At 38.4% G+C, this 21,150-nt stretch carries 34 protein-coding genes and 2 tRNA genes (1 of these 36 running past the window's edge); 1 reads left to right on the top strand and 35 read right to left on the bottom strand.

The features are described 5' to 3' along the window. The 3 genes in view from OTK01_RS05110 to OTK01_RS05100 are tightly spaced (at most 32 nt apart) and all read right to left on the bottom strand, a layout consistent with a single transcriptional unit that may run on beyond the window. On the bottom strand, positions 1–1,828 hold the 5' portion of the coding sequence (locus OTK01_RS05110; protein WP_029227875.1) for a thiamine pyrophosphate-dependent enzyme. 380 nt of this gene lie to the left of the window's left edge; only the first 1,828 of its 2,208 coding nucleotides appear in the window; its start codon is at positions 1,826–1,828; the stop codon falls past the left edge of the window. Then, complete coding sequence (locus OTK01_RS05105; RefSeq protein ID WP_029227876.1) at positions 1,825–2,844, bottom strand: 2-oxoacid:acceptor oxidoreductase family protein; 1,020 nt, start codon at positions 2,842–2,844, stop codon at positions 1,825–1,827. The genes OTK01_RS05110 and OTK01_RS05105 overlap by 4 nt, the downstream gene beginning before the upstream one ends. 32 nt (positions 2,845–2,876) lie before the next feature. Continuing rightward, complete coding sequence (locus OTK01_RS05100; protein ID WP_029227877.1) at positions 2,877–4,061, bottom strand: CCA tRNA nucleotidyltransferase; 1,185 nt, start codon at positions 4,059–4,061, stop codon at positions 2,877–2,879. 94 nt (positions 4,062–4,155) lie between these two features. Here OTK01_RS05100 and OTK01_RS05095 point away from each other — a divergent pair, with 94 nt between their 5' ends. Further along, positions 4,156–4,956, top strand: coding sequence for a histidinol-phosphatase HisJ family protein (locus OTK01_RS05095; protein WP_029227878.1), 801 nt, complete (start codon positions 4,156–4,158; stop codon positions 4,954–4,956). A 7-nt stretch (positions 4,957–4,963) separates the two neighbouring features. On the opposite strand, the gene mnmA is transcribed toward OTK01_RS05095, so the two are convergent. The 32 genes from mnmA to rplV form a co-directional block, all read right to left on the bottom strand. Next, positions 4,964–6,046, bottom strand: coding sequence for a tRNA 2-thiouridine(34) synthase MnmA (mnmA, locus tag OTK01_RS05090; protein ID WP_029227879.1), 1,083 nt, complete (start codon positions 6,044–6,046; stop codon positions 4,964–4,966). Positions 6,047–6,071: 25 nt separating this feature from the next. Continuing rightward, entirely contained in the window at positions 6,072–6,455 is a 384-nt protein-coding gene (gene nifU, locus OTK01_RS05085; RefSeq protein ID WP_013402945.1) for a Fe-S cluster assembly scaffold protein NifU, read from the bottom strand. A 1-nt stretch (position 6,456) separates the two neighbouring features. After that, positions 6,457–7,641 (bottom strand): cysteine desulfurase NifS, encoded by a 1,185-nt coding sequence (gene nifS, locus OTK01_RS05080; RefSeq protein ID WP_014042516.1) that lies wholly within the window; start codon positions 7,639–7,641, stop codon positions 6,457–6,459. 64 nt (positions 7,642–7,705) lie between these two features. Then, a complete protein-coding gene (locus OTK01_RS05075; protein WP_013432976.1) occupies positions 7,706–8,158 on the bottom strand; it encodes an RrF2 family transcriptional regulator in 453 nt (150 codons plus the stop codon). 125 nt (positions 8,159–8,283) lie between these two features. Continuing rightward, positions 8,284–8,523, bottom strand: a complete 240-nt coding sequence (locus OTK01_RS05070) for a hypothetical protein (protein WP_029227880.1) — start codon at positions 8,521–8,523, stop codon at positions 8,284–8,286. A 132-nt stretch (positions 8,524–8,655) separates the two neighbouring features. Then, positions 8,656–8,731 (bottom strand) — tRNA-Glu (locus OTK01_RS05065). Positions 8,732–8,737: 6 nt separating this feature from the next. Further along, positions 8,738–8,811, bottom strand: a tRNA-Gln gene (locus tag OTK01_RS05060). A 137-nt stretch (positions 8,812–8,948) separates the two neighbouring features. Further along, positions 8,949–9,290 carry a 50S ribosomal protein L17 gene (rplQ, locus tag OTK01_RS05055; RefSeq protein WP_013402941.1) on the bottom strand — a complete coding sequence of 114 codons (342 nt, stop codon included), beginning with the start codon at positions 9,288–9,290 and terminating at the stop codon, positions 8,949–8,951. Beyond that, on the bottom strand, positions 9,287–10,261 hold the full coding sequence (locus OTK01_RS05050) for a DNA-directed RNA polymerase subunit alpha (protein ID WP_013402940.1): 975 nt from the start codon (positions 10,259–10,261) through the stop codon (positions 9,287–9,289). Before OTK01_RS05050 ends, rplQ begins: the two co-directional genes overlap by 4 nt. A gap of 57 nt (positions 10,262–10,318) precedes the next feature. After that, positions 10,319–10,945: a 30S ribosomal protein S4 gene (rpsD, locus tag OTK01_RS05045; protein WP_013432978.1), complete on the bottom strand. Its 627-nt coding sequence runs from the start codon at positions 10,943–10,945 to the stop codon at positions 10,319–10,321. 23 nt (positions 10,946–10,968) lie between these two features. Continuing rightward, a complete protein-coding gene (gene rpsK / locus OTK01_RS05040) occupies positions 10,969–11,361 on the bottom strand; it encodes a 30S ribosomal protein S11 (RefSeq protein ID WP_011917765.1) in 393 nt (130 codons plus the stop codon). A gap of 19 nt (positions 11,362–11,380) precedes the next feature. Beyond that, a complete protein-coding gene (gene rpsM, locus OTK01_RS05035) occupies positions 11,381–11,755 on the bottom strand; it encodes a 30S ribosomal protein S13 (protein ID WP_013432979.1) in 375 nt (124 codons plus the stop codon). A 23-nt stretch (positions 11,756–11,778) separates the two neighbouring features. After that, positions 11,779–11,892, bottom strand: coding sequence for a 50S ribosomal protein L36 (rpmJ, locus tag OTK01_RS05030; RefSeq protein WP_011917767.1), 114 nt, complete (start codon positions 11,890–11,892; stop codon positions 11,779–11,781). A gap of 32 nt (positions 11,893–11,924) precedes the next feature. Further along, a complete protein-coding gene (infA, locus tag OTK01_RS05025; protein WP_013290172.1) occupies positions 11,925–12,143 on the bottom strand; it encodes a translation initiation factor IF-1 in 219 nt (72 codons plus the stop codon). A 14-nt stretch (positions 12,144–12,157) separates the two neighbouring features. Next, on the bottom strand, positions 12,158–12,427 hold the full coding sequence (locus OTK01_RS05020; protein WP_029227881.1) for a KOW domain-containing RNA-binding protein: 270 nt from the start codon (positions 12,425–12,427) through the stop codon (positions 12,158–12,160). Between the two features lie 13 nt (positions 12,428–12,440). Beyond that, positions 12,441–13,184: a type I methionyl aminopeptidase gene (gene map / locus OTK01_RS05015; RefSeq protein ID WP_013432981.1), complete on the bottom strand. Its 744-nt coding sequence runs from the start codon at positions 13,182–13,184 to the stop codon at positions 12,441–12,443. Positions 13,185–13,200: 16 nt separating this feature from the next. Beyond that, positions 13,201–13,848, bottom strand: a complete 648-nt coding sequence (locus OTK01_RS05010) for an adenylate kinase (protein WP_013432982.1) — start codon at positions 13,846–13,848, stop codon at positions 13,201–13,203. 38 nt (positions 13,849–13,886) lie between these two features. Then, positions 13,887–15,194 carry a preprotein translocase subunit SecY gene (secY, locus tag OTK01_RS05005; protein ID WP_013432983.1) on the bottom strand — a complete coding sequence of 436 codons (1,308 nt, stop codon included), beginning with the start codon at positions 15,192–15,194 and terminating at the stop codon, positions 13,887–13,889. 1 nt (position 15,195) lies between these two features. Continuing rightward, on the bottom strand, positions 15,196–15,639 hold the full coding sequence (gene rplO / locus OTK01_RS05000) for a 50S ribosomal protein L15 (RefSeq protein WP_013432984.1): 444 nt from the start codon (positions 15,637–15,639) through the stop codon (positions 15,196–15,198). Positions 15,640–15,660: 21 nt separating this feature from the next. Then, a complete protein-coding gene (gene rpsE / locus OTK01_RS04995) occupies positions 15,661–16,167 on the bottom strand; it encodes a 30S ribosomal protein S5 (protein ID WP_013402934.1) in 507 nt (168 codons plus the stop codon). A 20-nt stretch (positions 16,168–16,187) separates the two neighbouring features. Further along, positions 16,188–16,556, bottom strand: a complete 369-nt coding sequence (rplR, locus tag OTK01_RS04990; protein WP_013402933.1) for a 50S ribosomal protein L18 — start codon at positions 16,554–16,556, stop codon at positions 16,188–16,190. Between the two features lie 16 nt (positions 16,557–16,572). Continuing rightward, positions 16,573–17,121, bottom strand: coding sequence for a 50S ribosomal protein L6 (rplF, locus tag OTK01_RS04985; protein ID WP_013432986.1), 549 nt, complete (start codon positions 17,119–17,121; stop codon positions 16,573–16,575). Between the two features lie 30 nt (positions 17,122–17,151). Beyond that, the gene (rpsH, locus tag OTK01_RS04980) at positions 17,152–17,550 is read right to left on the bottom strand and encodes a 30S ribosomal protein S8 (protein ID WP_013290163.1); all 399 of its coding nucleotides are present in this window, start codon (positions 17,548–17,550) and stop codon (positions 17,152–17,154) included. A gap of 27 nt (positions 17,551–17,577) precedes the next feature. Continuing rightward, on the bottom strand, positions 17,578–17,763 hold the full coding sequence (locus OTK01_RS04975; protein WP_011917778.1) for a type Z 30S ribosomal protein S14: 186 nt from the start codon (positions 17,761–17,763) through the stop codon (positions 17,578–17,580). Between the two features lie 23 nt (positions 17,764–17,786). Next, positions 17,787–18,329: a 50S ribosomal protein L5 gene (gene rplE, locus OTK01_RS04970; protein ID WP_013290162.1), complete on the bottom strand. Its 543-nt coding sequence runs from the start codon at positions 18,327–18,329 to the stop codon at positions 17,787–17,789. Between the two features lie 29 nt (positions 18,330–18,358). Beyond that, the gene (gene rplX, locus OTK01_RS04965) at positions 18,359–18,691 is read right to left on the bottom strand and encodes a 50S ribosomal protein L24 (protein WP_013290161.1); all 333 of its coding nucleotides are present in this window, start codon (positions 18,689–18,691) and stop codon (positions 18,359–18,361) included. Between the two features lie 22 nt (positions 18,692–18,713). Next, positions 18,714–19,082, bottom strand: a complete 369-nt coding sequence (gene rplN / locus OTK01_RS04960) for a 50S ribosomal protein L14 (RefSeq protein ID WP_013290160.1) — start codon at positions 19,080–19,082, stop codon at positions 18,714–18,716. 40 nt (positions 19,083–19,122) lie between these two features. After that, positions 19,123–19,383 (bottom strand): 30S ribosomal protein S17, encoded by a 261-nt coding sequence (rpsQ, locus tag OTK01_RS04955; RefSeq protein WP_013402929.1) that lies wholly within the window; start codon positions 19,381–19,383, stop codon positions 19,123–19,125. A gap of 28 nt (positions 19,384–19,411) precedes the next feature. Further along, positions 19,412–19,630, bottom strand: a complete 219-nt coding sequence (gene rpmC, locus OTK01_RS04950; protein WP_013290158.1) for a 50S ribosomal protein L29 — start codon at positions 19,628–19,630, stop codon at positions 19,412–19,414. Further along, complete coding sequence (gene rplP, locus OTK01_RS04945; RefSeq protein ID WP_013402927.1) at positions 19,617–20,060, bottom strand: 50S ribosomal protein L16; 444 nt, start codon at positions 20,058–20,060, stop codon at positions 19,617–19,619. The genes rpmC and rplP overlap by 14 nt, the downstream gene beginning before the upstream one ends. Continuing rightward, a complete protein-coding gene (gene rpsC / locus OTK01_RS04940) occupies positions 20,060–20,728 on the bottom strand; it encodes a 30S ribosomal protein S3 (RefSeq protein ID WP_013402926.1) in 669 nt (222 codons plus the stop codon). Before rpsC ends, rplP begins: the two co-directional genes overlap by 1 nt. 22 nt (positions 20,729–20,750) lie before the next feature. Next, on the bottom strand, positions 20,751–21,113 hold the full coding sequence (gene rplV / locus OTK01_RS04935; RefSeq protein ID WP_013290155.1) for a 50S ribosomal protein L22: 363 nt from the start codon (positions 21,111–21,113) through the stop codon (positions 20,751–20,753). Positions 21,114–21,150 lie beyond the last annotated feature (37 nt).

Here is a 21,150-nt window from a genome sequence, read left to right as displayed (position 1 = left end):
CTGCCACTGTGGCAACGTATGGAACATTTGTTGCAGCCATTATCTGAGGAGTGTCTTTATGGAAGGTCGATTTTCCAAACTGAGCCTTTCCAACATGTGAAGTTGATGTAGATGCTCCGTAAGGCGTGGTGTACGAAAGCTGGTACCCTGTATTCATATAGCCCCCATTGTCGTACTCAAAGATTATCATCTTATGGTTTCTCAGCGCAGCACCAATTGTAGGACCCATACCTATGTCGTTTCCACCATCACCTGTCACAAGGATAAATGTCAGGTCCCTGTCAGGAATTTCTCCTCTCTTTCTTCTCTGGTTGTACATCTCAACAAGTCCAGAAAGTGTTGCTGCACCATTTTGGAAAAGGTTGTGAACATAAGTTGTTCTGAAAGCTGTTTGAGGATAAGCTGTGGTTACAACCATGCCACACCCTGTATGGAAAAGAAGTACCACATCCCCTTCAATCCCCTTCAAAAGAAGATTCAAGTTAGGGAATATACCACAGCCAGGACATGCGCCATGGCCAGGAACAATTCGTTTTGGCATTGCTGTCAAATCACGCGTGTTTAGCGCAATGTTCTTGGTCCATTCTGCTTTTATAGGTTTCATATACCTTTTAGGAACATAATTTTCATCTCCCGGGTATGCTCCGATATAATCAAAATCTGGTATTTCTTTTTTGCCTTCCAGTACAAGGTTCATATCTTCAAAGAGAGTCAGAGCATCTTCCAGGAAAAAGTCCTTGCCACCAAGTCCATAGATTCTGCTGATTACCTTTGGACCTTTTTCAAGCTCTTGAAGTGTTGCTTTGATTTCAATTGTCATATTGCCACCTTTTGCACCGTAGCTTTCTTGCCTGTCTAACACTGCCAGAAGCTTTACATTTTTCAAAAGCTCCTGGATTTCTTTTTTTGGCCATGGTCTTAGCACGTTTGTTGTTGCAACACCAACTTTTATACCTTTCTGCCTTAAAATGTCAACAGCTTCACATACGGTATCATAAGTGGAATTTAAGGCAAATATAGCTATCTGTGCATCTTCCATTCTATATCCTTCAACCAGCTCATATTTTCTACCGCTAATCTTATAAAATTCCTCGAATACTTGTGGAATTATCTCATACGCTTTATCCATTGCCTTGCTGAGTTGATATTTGTTGTTTATAAGGTCGGGTTCATTCATATAAGGTCCAATTGTAACAGGATTTTCAGGATCTATTGCAACCACTCGCTTTGGCGGGAGCTTTCCAACAAACTCCTGAACATCTTCTTTATTCTTAAAATAGCTCACAACCCTCTTTTGATGGCTTGTAAAAAATCCATCATATGCAACAATTACAGGAAGATTTACATCAGGATGTTCACCAATCTTTACTGCCATTATGTTCATGTCGTAGACTCTTTGCGGGTCTTTGGCAAGAAGTATTATCCAGCCGGTATTTAATGTGAACATCAAATCGCTATGGTCACCTTTTATGTCAAGAGGTCCAGAAATTGAACGTGTAACAAGATTTAATACCATTGGAAATCTTGTTCCAGATTGAACAGGAAGCTGCTCTAAAGCATACATAAGCCCATTTGCACTTGTCGCATTAAAAACTCTGCCACCGCCCAAAGAAGCACCGTAACAGATCCCTGCAGCACCATGTTCACCGTCTGCCGCAATCAATAAAATATCATGAAGTCCATCTGCTCGCATCTGGTCAAGTTCTTCAGCAATCTGGGTAGAAGGTGTAATAGGATAGTATCCCATAATATGATAATTTATCTGTGATGCAGCCAAAGCTGCCATTTCATTCCCACTTTCAAAGATTGTCTCTTGTGGTTTTATCATCTCTTCTCACCATCCTCATACCATTTTTCATATATATCAAAATCATGTTTTGCAGAGATTTTTTCTATGTCATATTCCCTTTCAATTCCTTCAACAAGTGCACCTGTAGGACAAATATCAACACATCTTAGGCATCCTTTACAATATTGATAATCAGGTCCCAGATTAAACATCTTTAACTTACCATTTTCAATCCTTCTATCCCAAACAAAGACATAATCAGGGCATGTTGTTTCACAAAGCCCACAGTTGATGCATTTTTCTTTTATAAACACAGGAATTTTCCCAATCCTGCTGGTTATATTGTTTTTTGTTATTGTGTTTGCATATTCTACAATAGTTCCTCCAATCGGAGCGTTTTTATATCCCATAGGTCTTCTTTCTTCCTGGTACTCCACATACTGGTATTTACCATCATATTCAAAAAACTTAGATTCTACCTGGTTATATCCAGCTTCAAGACCTGCCATGTTGGACGCAATTGTCTGTGGATATTTTTTCTCAAAAGTTTGTTTAACAACCTCTTTCACGCTATCTAAGCTGATAAACCCAAGCATTCTTACAATTGCCCCAAGCATAACCATGTTAATCCTTGTTTTAACTTCAAGGGCAATCCTTATTGCATCCACTGTTGCCACCGTGCCACTTGCAAGTTTTAAAAAGTCTCGAGCCTCATCCACGCTCTTGCTTGTGTTCAGGATAACTATTCCATCTTTTCTAAGTCCTTGTGTGACGGGGTCTGTATTTACCATATTTTCGTGAAATATAGCAACCAGATGAGGCTGAACAACAGGCGAATTAATTCTTATCTGCTTTTCCTTTGGAGCAAATCTTATATACGACTTTACAGGTGAACCTTTCTTTTCAGAGCCATAACTTGCAAAATTTAAGGCATTTAGTCCACTTCCAACAACACCTGCCTCAGCCAAAATCTTGCCCGCAACATTTGCACCAAGTCCGCCAATGCTTTCAAGTCGAATTTCGTAGTATCCAAGTTCGTTTGTAGTTGGTAACATTCGCTCATCTCCTCGTTTAAAAATTCTGTTTATTAATTTTTACCCTGCTGAAGATACAAATTAACATAGTTTAATATTTCGTCTTTATTATTTTTCTCAGGATTTTCTAAGATATATTCATATACACTGTTTAAAACCTTTCCTATCATTTCTCCCCTTAAACCTAAAACCAATAAATCTTCTCCACTGAGTTGAACATCTTTTTTGTGGATGAGCTTATTTTCTCTTTTCAAATCATTGAATATTTGTAAAATTCTATGGTCTGATTTTAAAATAGAAATGGTTGTCAGAATTTCTTCAGCTTCTTTTTCCTCCTCGAAAAAAATCTTTTTGACAAGTTTATCTTGAGAGCATTCCATGGTTAAATAATTGCAAAGTTTAACAGCAGCATTAATTTTCTTTTTTTCAAACTTCAAATCTCTCATTAGTTTTTCAATTAATGTATTATCTTTCAAACAAGCAAAAAATGCAGGAACTTTGAACTTTGTAGGAATAAAATCAAAGTCTACTTGGCTCAAATACAGGTATATTTGCGAATACTCAGGAATTATAATACTGCCCACACTGCTTTCATAAAGAAGTTCAAGCCCGTAAGAAGAATTTTTGCTTTCTAAAGTCTTTGATAGTTCTATATTTATTCTTTCCTTTGAGATTTTTTTTAAAAGATCTTTTAGGCTTTTTAGTGCCTCAAAAGTTTCATTTTCTATGACAAAACTTAGCTGCGTTGCAAACCTTATACATCTCAAAATTCTCAGTGCATCTTCAAAAAACCTCTCGTGTGGATTGCCAACACATCTAACAATTTTATTCTTCAAGTCCTCAATTCCACCGAAATAATCTATAAGTCCTTCATCCGGATGATATGCCATAGCATTTATAGTAAAATCCCTTCTTCTGAGGTCTTCAAAAAGACTGTTTGTAAACTCTACTTTTGGCCATCTGTGGTTTTCATATTCCTTTTCTACTCTAAATGTGGTAACCTCTATCTTGACTCCATTTATAATCACTGTTACTGTTCCATGTTTTATCCCTGTTGGAATGGTCTTTTCAAAAAGATGAATTACATCTTCAGGTTTTGCATCTGTTGCAATGTCAAAATCCTCAGGCTCTTTCGACAGCAGATAGTCTCTCAGACATCCACCAACCAAATATGCTTTAAATCCATGCTGATTTAGGGTCTTAATTACCTTCATCGGTTCGTTTTTGAGCTGAATCATAAAAATCACCCTTTTTAACAATTGCTATTGTCAATAAAATATCATACAATTTGATTGTGTGCAAAAAAACTCTTTTTAAAGGAGATGACTTGCTATGTTTGACTACCACATTCATTCTAACTTTTCATCAGACTCAAATATGAGTATGGAAGATGCTGTAAAAAAGGCTATAGAACTCAAGCTTGATGAGATAGCTTTTACAGACCACATGGACCTTTTATACCCGACGGTTTCATACCCTGTTTGGGATATTAACTATGAAGATTACATCAGTGAGTTTTATTCTATCAAAGAAAAATACAGCAGCAAGATAAAAATTAAACTCGGTAGTGAGGTGGGGCTGCAACCACATTCTATAGAAAAAAGCTTAGAGATTCTAAATGCCTACTCCTTTGACTTTGTAATTGCCTCAACTCATGTTGTAGACTTTCAAGATTTAGCAGATGGTGTTTTCTATCAGGGAAAAACAAAACAGCAGGCCTATATAAGATACTTTGAAGAGACTCTGAACCTCATCAAAAGCTTTGACAAATTTTGTGTATATGGCCATCTTGACATTGTCAAACGATATGGAGATTATGAGAACAAAGATTTAGATAAAGAAGAGTATTGGAATTTGATAGATGAGATATTAAAACTGCTTATTCTTAAAGGAAAAGGAATTGAAGTTAATACCTCTGGTTTTAGATATGGTCTTGGAATGCCACATCCAGAATATAAAATCTTGAAACGATTTTATGAATTGGGTGGCGAAATAATTACGCTTGGGTCAGATGCGCACTCTACAGAATACATTGCATATATGTTCGATTATACTGTTGATATGCTAAAGAGCATTGGTTTTAAATATTTAACAAAATTTGAAAATCTTGAGCCAATATTTGTAAAAATATAAGCCCTCATCAGAGGGCTTTTTCTATTATTCCGCCGCCAACAACAATATCGCCGCTGTAGAACACAACAGACTGCCCTGGTGTTATGGCACGCTGTTTTTCATAAAACTTGACAAGTACTTTATTATTCTGCGCAGGTATAATTCTTGCTTTTGCCTCTTTTGCAGTATATCGTATCTTTGCTGTTACTTCTAACTCAGATTCCAATTTATCAAACGGTATAAAGTTCAAATCATAAGCAATCAGACCATCCGAAAATATTTTGTCTTCTTCTCCCAAAACAACTTTGTTCTCCTCAGGTTTTATATCAACTACATACATCCTTTTCCCGGTAGAAATTCCAAGTCCTTTTCTCTGACCGATGGTGTAATTGTAATACGCTTTGCTTTTGCCAAGTATATTTCCCTCTGTGTCAACATATATACCTTCATCCTTTATTCCTGTCTCTTTTTCAATAAAACTTCCATAGTCATTGTCCGGGATAAAACAAATTTCCTGAGAGTCAGGTTTTCTTGCAACAGGAAGCTTGAATTTCTCAGCAAGTTTTCGAACCTCATCTTTGGAGAACCTACCAAGAGGAAAAAGTGTTTTTGAAAGCATTTCCTGGGTCATGTTGTAAAGCACATAAGTTTGGTCTTTTTCTCTTGCTTTTGACCTTTTCAAGAGATATCTACATAGACTTTTATCGTATTCTATTATGGCATAATGACCTGTTGCAATGTAATCCATGCCAAGCACCATTGCCTTTTTTAAAAAAAGTTCAAATTTGATTTTCCTGTTGCACATAATGCAAGGATTTGGCGTTCTGCCTTTTATATATTCGTCAACAAAATAGTTTATGACCTCTTTTTTAAAATCATCTTTCATATTAAAGACATAGTATGGTATGTCAAGAATATGAGCAACCCTTCGTGCATCGTCAACAGCAGTAAGAGAACAACAGCTCTTTTCGCGAATTAACTCATCCTCAGTTTCAGTTTGCCAAATCTGCATTGTTGCTCCATATACTTCATACCCTTCTTCTTTCAGGATTGCAGCTGCAACAGAAGAATCTACACCTCCACTCATAGCAACCAGGACTTTTTTCTTCAAAAAATCTCACCCTTTTAAAGTAAGTTTAGTTGGTATTTTTGCTTTTTTGCTTGCTAAGATAGTCTTCAATTGCGGCTTTAATTGCCTCTTCGGCTAAAACCGAACAGTGGAGCTTGTTAGCTGGAAGACCGTCTAAAGCTTCTGCAACAGCTTTGTTAGTAATCTGCAAAGCTTCTTCTATTGTCTTTCCTTTCACCATCTCTGTTGCCATTGAACTTGTTGCAACAGCAGCACCACAGCCAAATGTTTTAAACTTTGCATCAACTATTATACCATTCTCTATTTTAAGATACATCTTCATTATATCTCCACACTTCGGATTGCCAACCTGAGCAACACCGTCTGCATTCTCAATCTCACCAACATTTCGCGGGTTCATAAAATGGTCTAAAACCTTTTCGCTATACATATCACTTGCCTCCTTTCTTTACACTTTCATAAAGCGGACTCATTTCTCTTAGTCTTGAAACAATTTCAGGTAAAACTTCTAAAAGATAGTCTATATCTTCCTCGGTGTTATCTTCACCAAGTGTTATTCTCAAAGACCCATGAGCAACCTCGTGTTCAAGCCCAATTGCCAGCAGCACATGTGAAGGGTCCAAAGACCCTGATGTACATGCAGACCCGCTTGATGCTGCAATTCCTTTCATGTCAAGCATCAAAAGAAGACTTTCACCTTCAATAAACTCAAATGAGAAGTTTGCATTGTTAGGAAGTCTCTGGTTTCTGTCGCCATTGAGTCGAACATAATCAATTTTGCTCAGCACACCATCAATGAGCTTATCTCTCAGTTTCTGAAGCTTTGCAGCATACTCAGAAAGATTCTGAGTTGCAAGCTCTATAGCCTTGCCAAGTCCGACAATCCCTGCTACATTCTCTGTTCCAGCACGCCTATTTCTCTCCTGTGCACCTCCATGCGAAAATGGATGAATCTTTGTCCCTTTTCTAATATAGAGTGCACCAACACCTTTTGGCCCATAGAACTTATGAGCAGAAAGTGATAAAAGGTCGACACCCAAATCTTTCACATCAACAGGAATTTGCCCAACTGCTTGAACAGCATCTGTATGAACAATTATTCCCTTTTCCTTTGCTATCTTTGCTATCTCTTTGACAGGCTGGATTGTCCCAATTTCGTTATTTGCAAGCATGACAGAAATCAAAATAGTGTCATCTCTTATTGCCTCTTTTATTCTTTGAGGGTCAACAATGCCATTTGGCTCAACAGGAACATATGTGACTTCAAATCCTAAACCTTCAAGATATTTTAGAGGATGCAAAACTGCATGGTGCTCTATTGTTGTTGTTATAATATGCTTGCCTTTATCTTTATTTGCAAAAGCAACTCCTTTTAATGCCCAGTTATCTGATTCTGTTCCACCGGAGGTAAAGTAAATTTCTTGAATATCTGCATTTAAGGCCTTTGCGACCCTTTCTCTTGCAAGTTCAATAGCTTTTTTTGCTTCTCTTCCGAGCTTGTAAATTGTTGAAGGATTGCCGTACTGCTCTGTCAAATACGGCATCATCTCATCTAATACTTCCTTTTTAAGAGGGGTTGTCGCTGCATGGTCAAAATAAATAATTTTTCCTTCCATATATATCATCTCCCATTATTTTTATCATTTTAGTAGGGTTTCTATAACTATTATACCCCGTTTTTTAGATATAAAACATATATGACTCGTCTGCCGTCATCTTTTTATAATCATCAACCAAATCCTGGAGCGTCACAGAATCAACAACGTTTTCTATTGCTTCTTTGACCTTTTCCCAAACCTTTCTTGTCACACAAAACTCTGCTCTTGGACAGTCAACCCTTTCTATATCATCTATACATTCAGAAGGCGAAAGTGATCCCTCAAGCGCTCTTAAAATCTCACCAATAGTAATTTTTGAAGGCTCTCTTGAAAGCATATAGCCGCCCTGAGCACCTCTTATACTCTTGACAAGTCCTGCTTTTTTCAAGGCAGCAATGAGCTGTTCTAAATAATGCTCAGAAATCTCCTGACGCTCTGCTATGTTCTTCAAAGATACAAGCCCTTCATCATAGTGAAGCGCCAAATCAAACATTGCTCTGACACCATATCTTCCCTTTGTAGATAACCTGAACATCTTATATCTCTCCAATTCCGACTTGTATACTCGGTTTTTATACTATGATAACACTTTTAAGGTACTTTTGTCAAGGGATATAAAAAAAAGCTGTCTCTCTATCTTCGTATGAGAAACAGCATGTTTTATGCTTCTTTAATTAACAACCACATTTCACTAATAAACTTTACTTTTTTACACTCAGGTAAACCCTTTTCGCCCCATTCGTATTCTGGCCATTCTGCATTATAATTTAACCATTCATAAGTTTCTTTATTTTCTTTATTTTTGATTTCCTTGATTTTTAAATATTCTACAAAGTCAATAATTTCAGCAATCTTTTCTTCTAGCAGCTCTTCTAACGCATCAATTATTTTCTTTCTCATATTTTTTTCTCAATAAACTATCCATGTCTCATCACACCATAATTTATATTTTTCATCTTATAAGTATAATAAAATCGTCTGCCCCTTTTGTTTCTGAAATTTTGAGAGCAGACGAATTACTTTTTATTTAGTTGGTAGCCCTAAGGGGATTCGAACCCCTGTCTCCGCCGTGAGAGGGCGGTGTCCTGGGCCTCTAGACGATAGGGCCACTTTTTGGCTGCGGGACTAGGACTCGAACCTAGACAAGGTGATCCAGAGTCACCTGTGCTACCATTACACCATCCCGCAGCGTTTTTGTAACAATCAAAAAGCATTAATAATATTAGCACACACTTTTGATTTTGTAAATAGCAAAACTTTGTTTGTATATTGAGATGATAGCTCAAAAAAGCAAAAAGGCCAAAGAGGGAAATGCCTCTTTGACCTTATACAAGCTCTATATAAACCATCATAGCACCGTCACCTTTACGTGGCCCAACCTTAATTATTCTTGTATAACCGCCATTTCTCCCCTGATATCTGGGAGCTATCTTCTGGAACAGGTCATATGCAACATCTTCTTCATACAAATATCCTAAAACTCTTCTATATGATGCAAGATCACCTTTTTTTGCTATGGTTATAAGCTTTTCAGCTATTCTTCTTAAATCCTTTGCCTTTGCTTCTGTTGTCATTATTCTACCATGCTTGAACAAAGATGTTGCCAAGTTTCTCATAAGAGCCTGTCTGTGGTCTGTATCACGTTTGAGTTTTCTTAATTTGTTCATTTCTCTTCTTCCTCCTCCTTCGGCGTGCTATCACTCTTTTTGAGGCTAAGTCCCAAGCTGTGAAGTTTTTGGATGACCTCTTCTAAGGACTTTTTGCCCAAGTTCCTTACCTTCATCATCTCTTCTTCAGTCTTGTTGACAAGGTCCTCAACTGTGTTTATCCCTGCTCTCTTAAGACAGTTGTACGACCTTACTGAAAGCTCAAGCTCTTCTATTGTCATGTCCAGTAGCTTATTTCTCTTCGGCGGCTCTTGTTTTACAACTGTCTCAATCTTTGTAGGAATATTAGAAAGATCAGTAAACAGGTTAAAATGCTCTATTAAAATCTTTGCGGCAACAGTTAGCGCCTCATCTGGACGAATAGTTCCATTTGTCCATATCTCCATGGTCAATTTATCATAGTCGGTCACCTGACCAACTCTTGTATTTTCAACCTTGTAGTTGACCTTTACAACAGGTGTATAAATAGAATCAACAGGGATAACACCTATTGGCTGGTTTGGCTGTTTGTTTCTTTCAGCCGGTACATAACCTTTGCCTTGATTTACTGTTATCTCCATAAAAAGTCTTGCGTCAGAGTTAAGTGTAGCAATATGATGGTCCGGATTGCAAATCTCTATATCAGCATCTGCCTTTATATCTTTTGCTTTTACTTCACATTCGCCCTGAGCCTCAATGTACATTACCTTTGGCCCTGGGGATGACATCTTAATAGCCAAGCCTTTTAAATTGAGTATTATCTCTGGTACATCTTCTAAGACCCCTGGAATTGTTGAAAACTCATGTAACACCCCATCAATCTTAACTGCTGTGACTGCTGCACCAGGTAGTGACGACAAAAGTGTTCTTCTGAGCGCATTTCCAACTGTTATACCATAACCTCTTTCCAGAGGCTCAATAACATATCGCCCATATTTATTGTCTGGGCTCAGCTCTTCACACCTTATTGTTGGTTTTTGAAATTCTATCAACTTGATATACCCTCCTTAAAAATAATACACCATACACGCATTTTGTGAGGGCATTTATTACTTGGAGTAAAGCTCTACTATCAGGTGCTCTCTAATTGGCATATCAATATCTTCTCTTGTTGGAAGAGCTATTACCTTTCCTACAAGGTTCTCAGCGTCCTTGTCAAGCCACTTTGGAGAAGGCTTTTTAGCATACTTCTCTTTTATCTCAACAAACCTTGTCTTAGATTTGCTTCTCTCGTCAACCTCTATTACATCGCCAACCTTTACAAGATAAGATGGAATATTCACAGTTCTTCCATTTACCTTAAAATGAGCATGGGATACTAAAACTCTTGCCTCGCCACGTGAAGAAGCAAATCCAAGTCTGTAGACAACATTGTCAAGTCTTCTTTCTAGCAAAGACAAAAGGTTTTCACCAGCGATACCTTTCATCTTTTCAGCCATTTCGAAATATCTTCTGAACTGGGTCTCTAAAACACCATAAATTCTTTTTACTTTCTGTTTTTCTCTCAGCTGCATACCATATTCAGAAAGTTTCTTTCTCTCCTGACCATGCTGACCTGGTGGGTATGGTCTTCTTGCAAACGCACACTTTTCGGTATAACATCTATCACCTTTTAAGAATAATTTCATTCCTTCTCTTCTGCACAGTCTGCAGTCTGGTCCAATGTATTTTGACAAGACAACGCACCTCCTCTAAAATTTTATACTCTTCTTCTCTTTGGCGGTCTGCAACCGTTGTGCGGAATTGGAGTAACATCTTTTATGAGTGTTACCTCAAGTCCTGCTGCCTGAAGCGCTCTAATTGCAGCTTCTCTTCCTGCACCTGGCCCTTTTACGTATACCTCAACAGTTCTCATACCATGGTCCATTGCCATCTTTGCTGCCTTTTCTGCTGCAAGCTGAGCAGCAAACGGTGTACCTTTTTTGGTTCCTGAAAAACCACATGTTCCTGCACTTGCCCATGCAATAGCATTACCGGATGGATCAGTAATTGTAACAATTGTATTATTGAATGTTGAATGAATGTGTGCAATGCCTTTTTCAACATTCTTTCTTTCTGAACGTCTGACAGTTCTTCTTGCTGGTCTTGCCATATCAATTTACTCCTCCTTCTTATGATTTCTTTCTCATGACACCAACAGTTTTTCTTGGACCTTTTCTTGTTCTTGCATTTGTTCTTGTCCTTTGACCACGAACAGGAAGACCTCTTAAGTGTCTCAAACCTCTATAACATCTTATATCAATTAATCTCTTTATGTTTCTTGCAATTTCAGCTCTCAGTTCACCTTCAACCTTGAAATTCTTGTCTATATAGTCTCTGATTCTTGCAACCTCATCGTCTGTGAGGTCTTTTACTCTTTTGTTTGGGTCAACCCCAGTATCCCTTAAAATCTGTTTTGACCTTGAAAGACCAATCCCGAATATATATGTCAGAGCTATCTCAACTCTCTTTTCTCTTGGTAAATCTACACCTGCAATTCGTGCCATCCTAAAAATTCACCTCCAATAAATTAACCTTGTCTTTGTTTATGCTTTGGATTTTCGCAGATTATTCTTATCTTACCTTTTCTTCTGATAACCTTGCACTTTTCGCATATGGGTTTCACAGATGGTCTGACCTTCATTTCTATTCTATTCCTCCTTTTTCAAAGAGAATTTATTTTGACCTCCAAACAATCCTTCCTCGTGTCAAATCATACGGTGATAGCTGAACAACCACTCTATCACCCGGAAGTATCCTGATAAAATTCATTCTGAGTTTTCCTGACACATGGGCAAGAACTTTGTGCCCATTGTCAAGCTGGACCTGGAACATTGCGTTTGGCAGTGCCTCAACCACAGTCCCTTCTAATTCAATTACATCCTCCTTGGACAAGGCTTATCAACCCCCTACTCTTTTCTATTCTCAAATTCCTCTATTACCTTCGCAACCTCTGCGTCAGTTAGCTTTTTCTTGAGTATCTTTTCTTTTATCTCTTCTGAGACAAACATTGTGGGTGCTATGTGTTTTATCTTTTTCTTCTTGGGCTTTTTGATCTTCCGCAGTTTTCCGTCAACAAGGTAAACATACCCGTCGTCGGTTATATCGAAAATTATAAAGAACCTATTTTTATCTCTTCCCATTTTGGACAGAACAATCTGCCCTATTTGTAGGTCCATCTTTACTTACACCTCATAACGTAATTATCTCTGGCAAGCTCTCAGTTATGATTATGGTATTCTCATAATGAGCAGAGAGCTTACCATCGAGCGTCTTTACAGTCCAACCATCCTTGTCAGTGTACACCTTGTAACTTCCCTCATTTACCATAGGTTCAACCGCCAAGGTCATGTTCTTGATAAGCCTTATCCCAACTCCAGCTTTGCCAAAGTTAGGGACCTGAGGTGACTCATGAAATTTTCTACCTATTCCATGCCCCACCAAATCCCTCACAACACTGAAGCCACGGCTTTCAACGTATCTTTGTATACTATTTGATATATCTCCAACTCTCTTGCCAGCAACCGCGTTTTTAATACCTTCAAAAAAGCTTTCTTCTGTAACCTTTATCAAAAACCTTGCTGTATCACTAATATTTCCAACAGCAAAGGTCCTTGCAGCATCAGCATGAAGTCCATCAACACAAACTCCTACATCTATACTGATAATATCTCCATCTTCCAACCTTCTCATACCTGGAATTCCATGAACTACCTCATCGTTGACTGAGGTACATATGGAGGCAGGATACCCATACAATCCCTTAAATGATGGTATCCCGCCATTTTTAATTATATACTCTTCAGCAAATTCATCAAGCTCTTTTGTGGTGATACCTGGTCGTATCAGTTTTTCTAATTCTTTTAAAACCATAGCAACAATTCTGCCAGCTGCTCTCATCGAGTCAAGCTCAGCTTCTGATTTTATAGTAATCATTTTTAGTCTTTGCTCCTTATTCTATGCCAAGTGCTTTTAAGACCTCTTTTGTAGTATCGGCTATTTCTTCCTGACCGTAAGCTACAACAAGTAAGCCCTTTGCTCTGTAATAATCAATTAAAGGCTGTGTTTGTGCATGATAAACTTCAAGTCTCTTTTTGACAGTTTCCTCTTTATCATCTTCTCTTTGATAAAGTTCTCCACCACATACATCACATACACCTTCTTTTTGTGGTGGCCTGTAAATGACATGGAAGCTTGCACCGCAATTTTTGCAAATCCTTCGCCCAGACATTCTCTCTAAAATCTTTTCGTCCGGAACTTCAATGTTCAAAACTTTGTCAATCTTCTGTCCGAGCTCTTGAAGTACTTTATCAAGGGCTTCTGCCTGGGCTATAGTGCGTGGAAAACCATCAAGTAAAAACCCATTTTTGCAATCCTCTTTTGAAATCCTGTCCTTGACAATTTCAATTACTATCTCGTCTGGAACCAAAAGACCTTTGTCCATATATTCCTTTGCTTTCTTGCCAAGCTCGGTCTCATTCTTTACATTCTCTCTTAAAATGTCACCTGTTGAGATATGAGGTATTGAGAATCTTTTGCTCAAATACTCTGCCTGAGTGCCCTTTCCAGCACCAGGTGCACCTAAAAGTATAAGCCTCATCTTTACTATACCTCCACACTAACAATAATCCACTCTTTTTAGCTCAAAAAGCCTTTGTAGTGACGCATCAGCATCTGAGCTTCCATCTGCCTTATTGTCTCAAGCGCAACACCCACAACAATCAGCAAGCTTGTTCCACCAAAGTATATGTTAAGTTGGTGTTTGAACATGATTCCAACCAAGGTTGGCAAAATGGCAATGAATGCTAAAAACAGCGCACCTGCAAACGTAACTTTTGAAAGCACTCTTGTTATAAAATCTACAGTTGGTTTGCCTGGTCTGATACCTGGAATGAATCCTCCGTTGTTTTTCAAATTGTTAGCAATTTCAACAGGATTGAATACAATTGCTGTGTAAAAATAAGTAAACCCTATTATGAACAGTGCATAGAAGAATGTATACCAGAACGAACCTGATGAAAAATATGCTTTTACAAACTTATAGAATCCTGAATTTGGGAAAAATTGAGCAATTGTTGTTGGAAGCATCACAAGCGAAATTGCAAAGATTATAGGAATAACACCTGCAATGTTGACCTTTATAGGAATGTGTGTGCTCTGTCCGCCATAAACTCTTCTTCCAACCACTCTCTTTGCATACTGTACAGGTATTCTTCTTTCGCCTTCCTGAATAACAATGATGAACACAATAATTGCAAGTGCCATTACTATAAACAGAATCACACCAATAATGCTTGTGAGTGAAAACTCGTTCAGCTTTGCAACATAGTTCCAAAGTGATACTACTCCATTCGGAATTCTTGAAATAATACCTGCAAATATCAACAGCGAAATACCATTTCCTATACCATTTTCTGTTATCTGCTCACCAATCCACATCAAAAATACAGTTCCAGCTGTAAGAGTAATTGTTATAGTAATAAAACCTAAAAATCCCTGACCCTGAGCTGTAATAACTGGAACACCACCAGTGAGCCCAGTTGCATTCTTAAGTCCAAAATAGATACCAACTGCCTGGATAAATGCCAAGATAGCTGTTCCATATCGTGTCCACTCAGCAAGTTTCTTTCTTCCTTCTTCACCCTGTTTTGCAAGCTCTTCAAGTGCAGGTATAGCAATTGTCAAAAGCTGCATAATGATGGAGGAGTTAATGTATGGAGTTACGCTCATCGCAAATATACTCATATTTTTAAATGTTCCACCTGCAACAACATCAAAAAAGCCAAGCATTGTAAGGTCGTTTATAACCTTTGCCAAAGCATCCCTATCAATATAGGGGACTGGGATGAACGCCCCCAGTCTGAAAACAAGTATCATGAAAAGTGTAAACAGAATCTTTCTTCGAAGGTCGGGCAGTCTCCACGCGTTCTTTATAGTTTCAAACACTTTAAATCACCTCTACCTTTCCTCCAGCAGCTTCTATCTTCTTCCTTGCACCTTCTGAAACCTTCTGTACTCTCACTATCAACCTCTTTGTCAGCTCTCCTCTTCCCAGAATCTTCACGCCGTCTTTCTCTATCTTGCTTATAACCCTTTCCTTCAGAAGAAGCTCAGGTGTGATTACAGTGTCATTGTCAAACCTCTCAAGCTTTTCTACATTAACTTCAGTATACACCTTTTTATTGATATTTTTAAAGCCCCTCTTAGGAATTCTTCTGGTAAGTGGCATCTGCCCGCCTTCAAAACCAGGTCGAACGCCACCGCCAGAACGTGCCCACTGGCCTTTGTGACCTCTTGTCGAGGTCTTACCGTGACCAGAGCTCTCTCCACGTCCCACTCTTTTTCTGCTTTTCTTAGAACCTGGTGCGGGTTTGAGTTCATAAAGCTTCATAGCAAAAAGTTCCCTCCTTTTTTACTTGAGTATCTCTTCTAATGTCTTTCCTCTGATTCTTGCAACTTCTTCTGGACGTCTGAGCTGTTTTAATGCCTCAATTGTTGCATGAACAACGTTCGCAGGGTTGTTAGAACCAAGGCTCTTTGTTCTTATATCTTTAATACCAGCAAGCTCACACACAGCTCTCACAGCCCCGCCTGCAATAACACCAGTACCCTCTGGAGCAGGCTTTATCAAAACCTTTGATGCTCCAAAATCGCCTATTGCTTCGTGTGGAATAGTGGTTCCAACTATTGGCACCTCAATTAGATGCTTCTTTGCATCCTCAATAGCTTTTCTGATAGCATCTGGAATTTCCGCAGCTTTTCCATGTCCTGCACCAACATGACCGTTTTCATCACCAACAACCACAATAGCAGAAAACTTTAATCTCTTTCCTCCCTTTACAACCTTTGCAACTCTGTTGATGTTTACAACTCTTTCTTTTAAATCTAATCCCTTTGGATCAATTCTCTTTTGCGCCAAGCCATATCCCTCCTTTAAAATTAAAACTCAAGACCGGCTTGCCTTGCAGCTTCCGCAAGCGCTTTTACTCTTCCATGATATGGATAACCGCCTCTATCAAACACAACCTTTGTTATTCCCTTTTCTTTTGCCCTTTCAGCTATTACTTTCCCTACATACTCTGCTGCCTCGATGGATTTTGTAGATGACAGTCTTGACTTGATTTCAGGCTCAAGCGATGATGCAGCAACAAGTGTGTGACCTTTTTCATCGTCAATTATCTGAGCATAAATATATTTCAAGCTCTTGTAAACACAAAGACGAGGTCTTTCACTTGTGCCAAAAACCTTTTTTCTAATTCTTTTGTGTCTTATAAGCCTCTTTTCATTTCTATTCACCTTTTTATACAAGCCCAATCACTCCCCTCTATTTCTTACCGCCTTTGCCGGCTTTTCCTTCTTTGAGTCTCAAGACTTCATCAGCATATTTGATACCTTTTCCAAGATATGGGTCTGGTTCTCTTACCTTTCTTATATTTGCAGCAAAGTTGCCAACCTGTTGCTTGTCAATTCCTTTTACTATTATTCTGTTCTGATCAGGAACCTCAATAGTAATGCCAGCAGGCTCTTCAATTTCAACAGGGTGTGAATATCCAACATTGAGTATAAGTTTTTTGCCCTGTTTTTGAGCTCTGTAACCTATTCCAACAACTTCCAATACTTTTTCATAACCCTTTGTCACACCTTCTACCATGTTAGCAATAAGTGTTCGTGTAAGGCCATGCAGTGCTTTGTGGAACCTCTCATCAGAAGGTCTTTGAACAATTATCTGGTTGTTTTCTATCTTAACAATCATTTCAGGATGTATCTCTCTTGTAAGTGTCCCTTTTGGACCTTTTACTGTGATGACATTCCCATCTATCTTGACATCAACACCGCTGGGTATATCAATAGGTTTTCTGCCTATTCTTGACATCATTTCACCTCCAACAAAAATAAAGTGTTGTTACCATACGTAGCAGAGGACCTCTCCGCCAACTCCTTCTTTCCTTGCCTTTTTATCTGTCATTATTCCTTTTGATGTAGAAATGATAGCAATGCCAAGTCCGCCTAACACTCTTGGAAGCTCATCTTTGCCAGCATAAACTCTTCTTCCTGGCTTTGATATTCTCTTGAGCCCTGTTATTGCTCTTTCTTTATTCGGACCATATTTTAATCTAATTCTGATAATCCCATTCTTGCCATCATCAATTATCTCATAATCTTTTATAAACCCTTCTTCTAACAAAATCTGGGCAATTGCTTTCTTCATTTTGGATGCTGGAATGTCTACAACTTCATGGCGAGCATTGTTTGCGTTTCTAATACGTGTAAGCATATCTGCAATCGGGTCTATAACGTACATCTTATTACCTCCTTCCGAATTAAAAAATTACCAGCTCGCTTTCTTGACACCCGGTATCTCTCCATTGTGAGCAAGCTTTCTAAAGCACAGTCTGCAAACACCAAACTTTCTCAAATATGCTCTGGGCCTTCCGCATATCTTGCATCTATTGTAATATCTTGTGGAAAACTTTTGAGGTCTTTGCTGTTTTATAATAAGAGCTTTCCTTGCCATTAATATACCTCCTCTTTCATTTCTTAGCTTGCAAATGGCATTCCTAAAAGTCTCAAAAGCTCTTTAGCTTCTTCGTCAGTCTTTGCTGAGGTTACAATAGTAACTTCAAGTCCTCTTATCTTGTCTACCTTGTCATAATCAATCTCAGGGAAAACAAGCTGTTCTTTAAACCCTATCGAATAATTTCCTCGGCCATCGAAAGATTTATCTGATACACCTCTGAAGTCTCTCACTCTAGGAAGAGCGAGGTTTATCATCTTATCCAAAAACTCATACATTCTATCGCCTCTTAACGTTACCATGCAGCCTATAGGCATGCCTTTTCTGAGTTTGAAGTTTGCTATCGATTTTTTAGCACGTGTGACCACTGGTTTTTGCCCAGTAATTGCCATCAAATCATTTACTGCTGCTTCCAAAGCCTTTGGATTGTCCTTACCTTCTCCAAGTCCAATATTTACTACAATCTTTGCAAGTCTTGGCACTTGCATAACATTTTTGTATCCGAACTTTTGCATCATAGCAGGAACAACTTCCTGAAAATACTTTTCTTTGAGTCTTGGTGCCATAAACAATTTACCTCCCTTCACTTTGCCAATTAGTCAATTATCTCACCACATTTTTTGCATGTTCTGACCTTTCTTTCTTCTTCACCTTCTTGAATAAATCTGTGACCAATCCTTGTTGGTTTGCCACACTTTGGACATACAAGCATAACCTTGCACGCCCAAATTGGTGCTTCTTGGGTTATTATACCACCCTGCGGCATTTTCGGATTTGGTCTTACATGCTTTTTAACAATATTGACGCCTTCAACTACCACTTTTTTATCTTTTGGCAATACTGTAAGTACTTTGCCTTGTTTGCCTTTATATTTGCCAGAGATAACTACAACAGTGTCACCTTTTTTTACATGAACCTTGTTTGGCATAACCTTCCCTCCTCAAAATAGCTTATAGAACTTCCGGTGCAAGAGATACTATCTTCATAAAATCCTTGTCACGAAGCTCTCTTGCAACAGGTCCAAAAATACGTGTTCCTCTTGGAGTTCCATCTTCTCTTATTAGCACTGCAGCATTGTCATCAAATCTTATATATGTCCCATCCTCTCTTCTTACACCTTTGCGTGTTCTGACAATTACTGCTTTTACAACATCACCTTTTTTTACAACGCCACCTGGTGTTGCATCTTTGACAGAACAAACTATTACATCTCCTATATTTGCAAACTTTCTATTAGAACCACCTAAAACTCTTATACACATTACTTCTTTAGCGCCCGTGTTGTCAGCAACCTTCAGCCTTGACTGTGGTTGGATCATCTTTCATTTCCCCTCCTTTAAAAAGCTAAGCTGTATTAAATTATTTTGCTCTTTCCAAGATTTGAACAACTCTCCATCTCTTTTCTTTAGAAAGTGGTCTTGTCTCCATAATCAAAACCTTATCTCCAACTCTGCACTCATTGTTCTCATCATGAGCTTTGAACTTTGTTGTTCTCTTTATAGTCTTTTTATAAAGAGGATGCTGAACAAGCCTTTCAACTGCAACTACTACTGTTTTGTCCATTTTGTCACTTACAACAACACCAACTCTTGTTTTTCTCATACCTCTTTTTTGCTCCACTTACATTCCCTCCCCACTTAATTCTGCTTTATTTTGCATTTTTATTTGCTCTTTCTTGTTCAAGTTCTCTTTCTCTCATTATTGTTTTTATTCTTGCAATTGTTCTTTTTACCTCTCGAATTCTCATTGGGTTTTCAAGTTGATTTGTTGCAAGCTGGAACCTCAAATTAAACAGTTCCCTCTTTAACTTCTTAAGTTCATTATGAAGTTCTTGTGTTGTCATCTCTCTAATCTTAGACGCCTTCATTTGCCTCACCACCCACTTTAGCTTCTTCTCTTGAAACAATCTTGCATTTGATAGGTAACTTGTGTATTGCAAGCCTCAAAGCCTCTTTTGCAACCTCTTCATCAACACCGCCAACCTCAAACATCACTCTGCCAGGCTTTACAACTGCAACCCAGTACTCAGGCGAACCTTTACCAGAACCCATACGAGTTTCTGCCGGTTTTCTTGTAACAGGCTTGTCAGGGAATATCTTTATCCATACCTTTCCGCCTCTTTTGATGTGTCTTGCAATCGCAACTCTGGCTGCCTCAATCTGGTTGCTTGTAATCCAGCCAGGCTCAAGCGCCATAATACCAAAGTCACCATACGCAACAAAGTTGCCTCTCGTTGCTTTTCCTTTCATTCTACCTCTTTGCTGTTTTCTCCACTTAACACGCTTTGGCATAAGCATTACTTATCTCCTCCTTTTTCAGAAGCTGCTGCTTTCTGTGGCAGGATATCACCTTTGTAAATCCATGTTTTCACACCAATTCTACCATATGTTGTATGAGCTTCTGCAAAGCCGTAGTCGATATCTGCTCTGAGAGTCTGAAGAGGAATTCTTCCTTCCTTGTACCACTCAGTTCTTGCAATGTCAGCACCACCAAGTCTTCCAGATACCATTGTCTTGATACCTTTTGCACCGCTTCTCAAAGCCCTTGCCATTGCCTGTTTCATAGCTTTTCTGAATGAAACTCTCTTTTCAAGCTGAGCAGCAATGTTCTCAGCAACAAGCTGAGCGTCAAGCTCTGGCACTTTAATCTCTTTTATATCAAGTGATATTGTCTTTCCACCTGTTAATTTTTCAAGCTCTTTTCTGAGAGCTTCAACACCAGAACCTGCTCTTCCAATAACGATACCTGGTTTTGCAGTGTGAATAATAACTTTTACTCTTTTTGCTGCTCTTTCTATCTCAATTCTTGAAATACCTGCATGGTAGAGTTTTTCTTTTATGTGACGTCTGATTTTATAGTCTTCAAGAACATACTTTTGAAAATCCTTGTCATTTGCAAACCATCTTGAATCCCAGTCTCTAATAATTCCAAGCCTGAACCCCTTTGGATGAACCTTTTGACCCATTTATTTCCCTCCTTCTTAAAAGTTACTCTCTTTCTTTGAGAACAACTGTAATATGGCTTGTTCTTTTTCTTATCAAAAATGCTCTTCCCTGTGCTCTTGGTCTAATTCTTTTGAGCATTGGTCCACCATTTGCATAAATTTCTGCTATATAGAGCTTATCAACGTTCATATTGTGATTATTCTCTGCATTTGCAATTGCGCTTTTAACAAGCTTTTCAACTATCCTTGCAGCTCTCTTAGGCAAAAACTTTAAAATATTCAAAGCTTCATTCACAGGTTTGTTTCTAATAAGGTCAATTACAACTCTAACCTTTCGTGGAGATATCATAGCATACCTCAATGTCGCTGTTGCCTTTTTTACCTCTGTATTTGTAGCCTTTTCCAATAGCTTCTCCTCCCTTCTAAATCACAATTAAACTAAT

This window comes from Caldicellulosiruptor acetigenus (assembly GCF_026914305.1).
Classification (GTDB): Bacteria; Bacillota; Thermoanaerobacteria; order Caldicellulosiruptorales; family Caldicellulosiruptoraceae; genus Caldicellulosiruptor; species Caldicellulosiruptor acetigenus.
Note: the sequence above shows the minus strand (reverse complement) of the source record. Positions and strands in the feature narration are given on the sequence as shown.

What these genes read in the sequence shown, in the direction of transcription:
- OTK01_RS05105 (WP_029227876.1), bottom strand. Translation starts at nt 2,844, where the DNA reads ATGTTACCAACTACAAACGAACTTGGATACTACGAAATTCGACTTGAA.
- OTK01_RS05100 (WP_029227877.1), bottom strand. Translation starts at nt 4,061, where the DNA reads ATGATTCAGCTCAAAAACGAACCGATGAAGGTAATTAAGACCCTAAAT.
- OTK01_RS05095 (WP_029227878.1), top strand. Translation starts at nt 4,156, where the DNA reads ATGTTTGACTACCACATTCATTCTAACTTTTCATCAGACTCAAATATG.
- nifU (WP_013402945.1), bottom strand. Translation starts at nt 6,455, where the DNA reads ATGTATAGCGAAAAGGTTTTAGACCATTTTATGAACCCGCGAAATGTT.
- nifS (WP_014042516.1), bottom strand. Translation starts at nt 7,641, where the DNA reads ATGGAAGGAAAAATTATTTATTTTGACCATGCAGCGACAACCCCTCTT.
- OTK01_RS05075 (WP_013432976.1), bottom strand. Translation starts at nt 8,158, where the DNA reads ATGTTCAGGTTATCTACAAAGGGAAGATATGGTGTCAGAGCAATGTTT.
- OTK01_RS05070 (WP_029227880.1), bottom strand. Translation starts at nt 8,523, where the DNA reads ATGAGAAAGAAAATAATTGATGCGTTAGAAGAGCTGCTAGAAGAAAAG.
- rplQ (WP_013402941.1), bottom strand. Translation starts at nt 9,290, where the DNA reads ATGAACAAATTAAGAAAACTCAAACGTGATACAGACCACAGACAGGCT.
- rpsK (WP_011917765.1), bottom strand. Translation starts at nt 11,361, where the DNA reads ATGGCAAGACCAGCAAGAAGAACTGTCAGACGTTCAGAAAGAAAGAAT.
- rpsM (WP_013432979.1), bottom strand. Translation starts at nt 11,755, where the DNA reads ATGGCACGAATTGCAGGTGTAGATTTACCAAGAGAAAAGAGAGTTGAG.
- rpmJ (WP_011917767.1), bottom strand. Translation starts at nt 11,892, where the DNA reads ATGAAGGTCAGACCATCTGTGAAACCCATATGCGAAAAGTGCAAGGTT.
- OTK01_RS05020 (WP_029227881.1), bottom strand. Translation starts at nt 12,427, where the DNA reads ATGGACCTACAAATAGGGCAGATTGTTCTGTCCAAAATGGGAAGAGAT.
- map (WP_013432981.1), bottom strand. Translation starts at nt 13,184, where the DNA reads ATGATTACTATAAAATCAGAAGCTGAGCTTGACTCGATGAGAGCAGCT.
- OTK01_RS05010 (WP_013432982.1), bottom strand. Translation starts at nt 13,848, where the DNA reads ATGAGGCTTATACTTTTAGGTGCACCTGGTGCTGGAAAGGGCACTCAG.
- rplO (WP_013432984.1), bottom strand. Translation starts at nt 15,639, where the DNA reads ATGAAGCTTTATGAACTCAAACCCGCACCAGGTTCTAAGAAAAGCAGA.
- rplF (WP_013432986.1), bottom strand. Translation starts at nt 17,121, where the DNA reads ATGTCAAGAATAGGCAGAAAACCTATTGATATACCCAGCGGTGTTGAT.
- rpsH (WP_013290163.1), bottom strand. Translation starts at nt 17,550, where the DNA reads ATGTACGTTATAGACCCGATTGCAGATATGCTTACACGTATTAGAAAC.
- OTK01_RS04975 (WP_011917778.1), bottom strand. Translation starts at nt 17,763, where the DNA reads ATGGCAAGGAAAGCTCTTATTATAAAACAGCAAAGACCTCAAAAGTTT.
- rplE (WP_013290162.1), bottom strand. Translation starts at nt 18,329, where the DNA reads ATGGCACCAAGACTCAAAGAAAAGTATTTTCAGGAAGTTGTTCCTGCT.
- rplX (WP_013290161.1), bottom strand. Translation starts at nt 18,691, where the DNA reads ATGCCAAACAAGGTTCATGTAAAAAAAGGTGACACTGTTGTAGTTATC.
- rplN (WP_013290160.1), bottom strand. Translation starts at nt 19,082, where the DNA reads ATGATCCAACCACAGTCAAGGCTGAAGGTTGCTGACAACACGGGCGCT.
- rpmC (WP_013290158.1), bottom strand. Translation starts at nt 19,630, where the DNA reads ATGAAGGCGTCTAAGATTAGAGAGATGACAACACAAGAACTTCATAAT.
- rplP (WP_013402927.1), bottom strand. Translation starts at nt 20,060, where the DNA reads ATGCTTATGCCAAAGCGTGTTAAGTGGAGAAAACAGCAAAGAGGTAGA.
- rpsC (WP_013402926.1), bottom strand. Translation starts at nt 20,728, where the DNA reads ATGGGTCAAAAGGTTCATCCAAAGGGGTTCAGGCTTGGAATTATTAGA.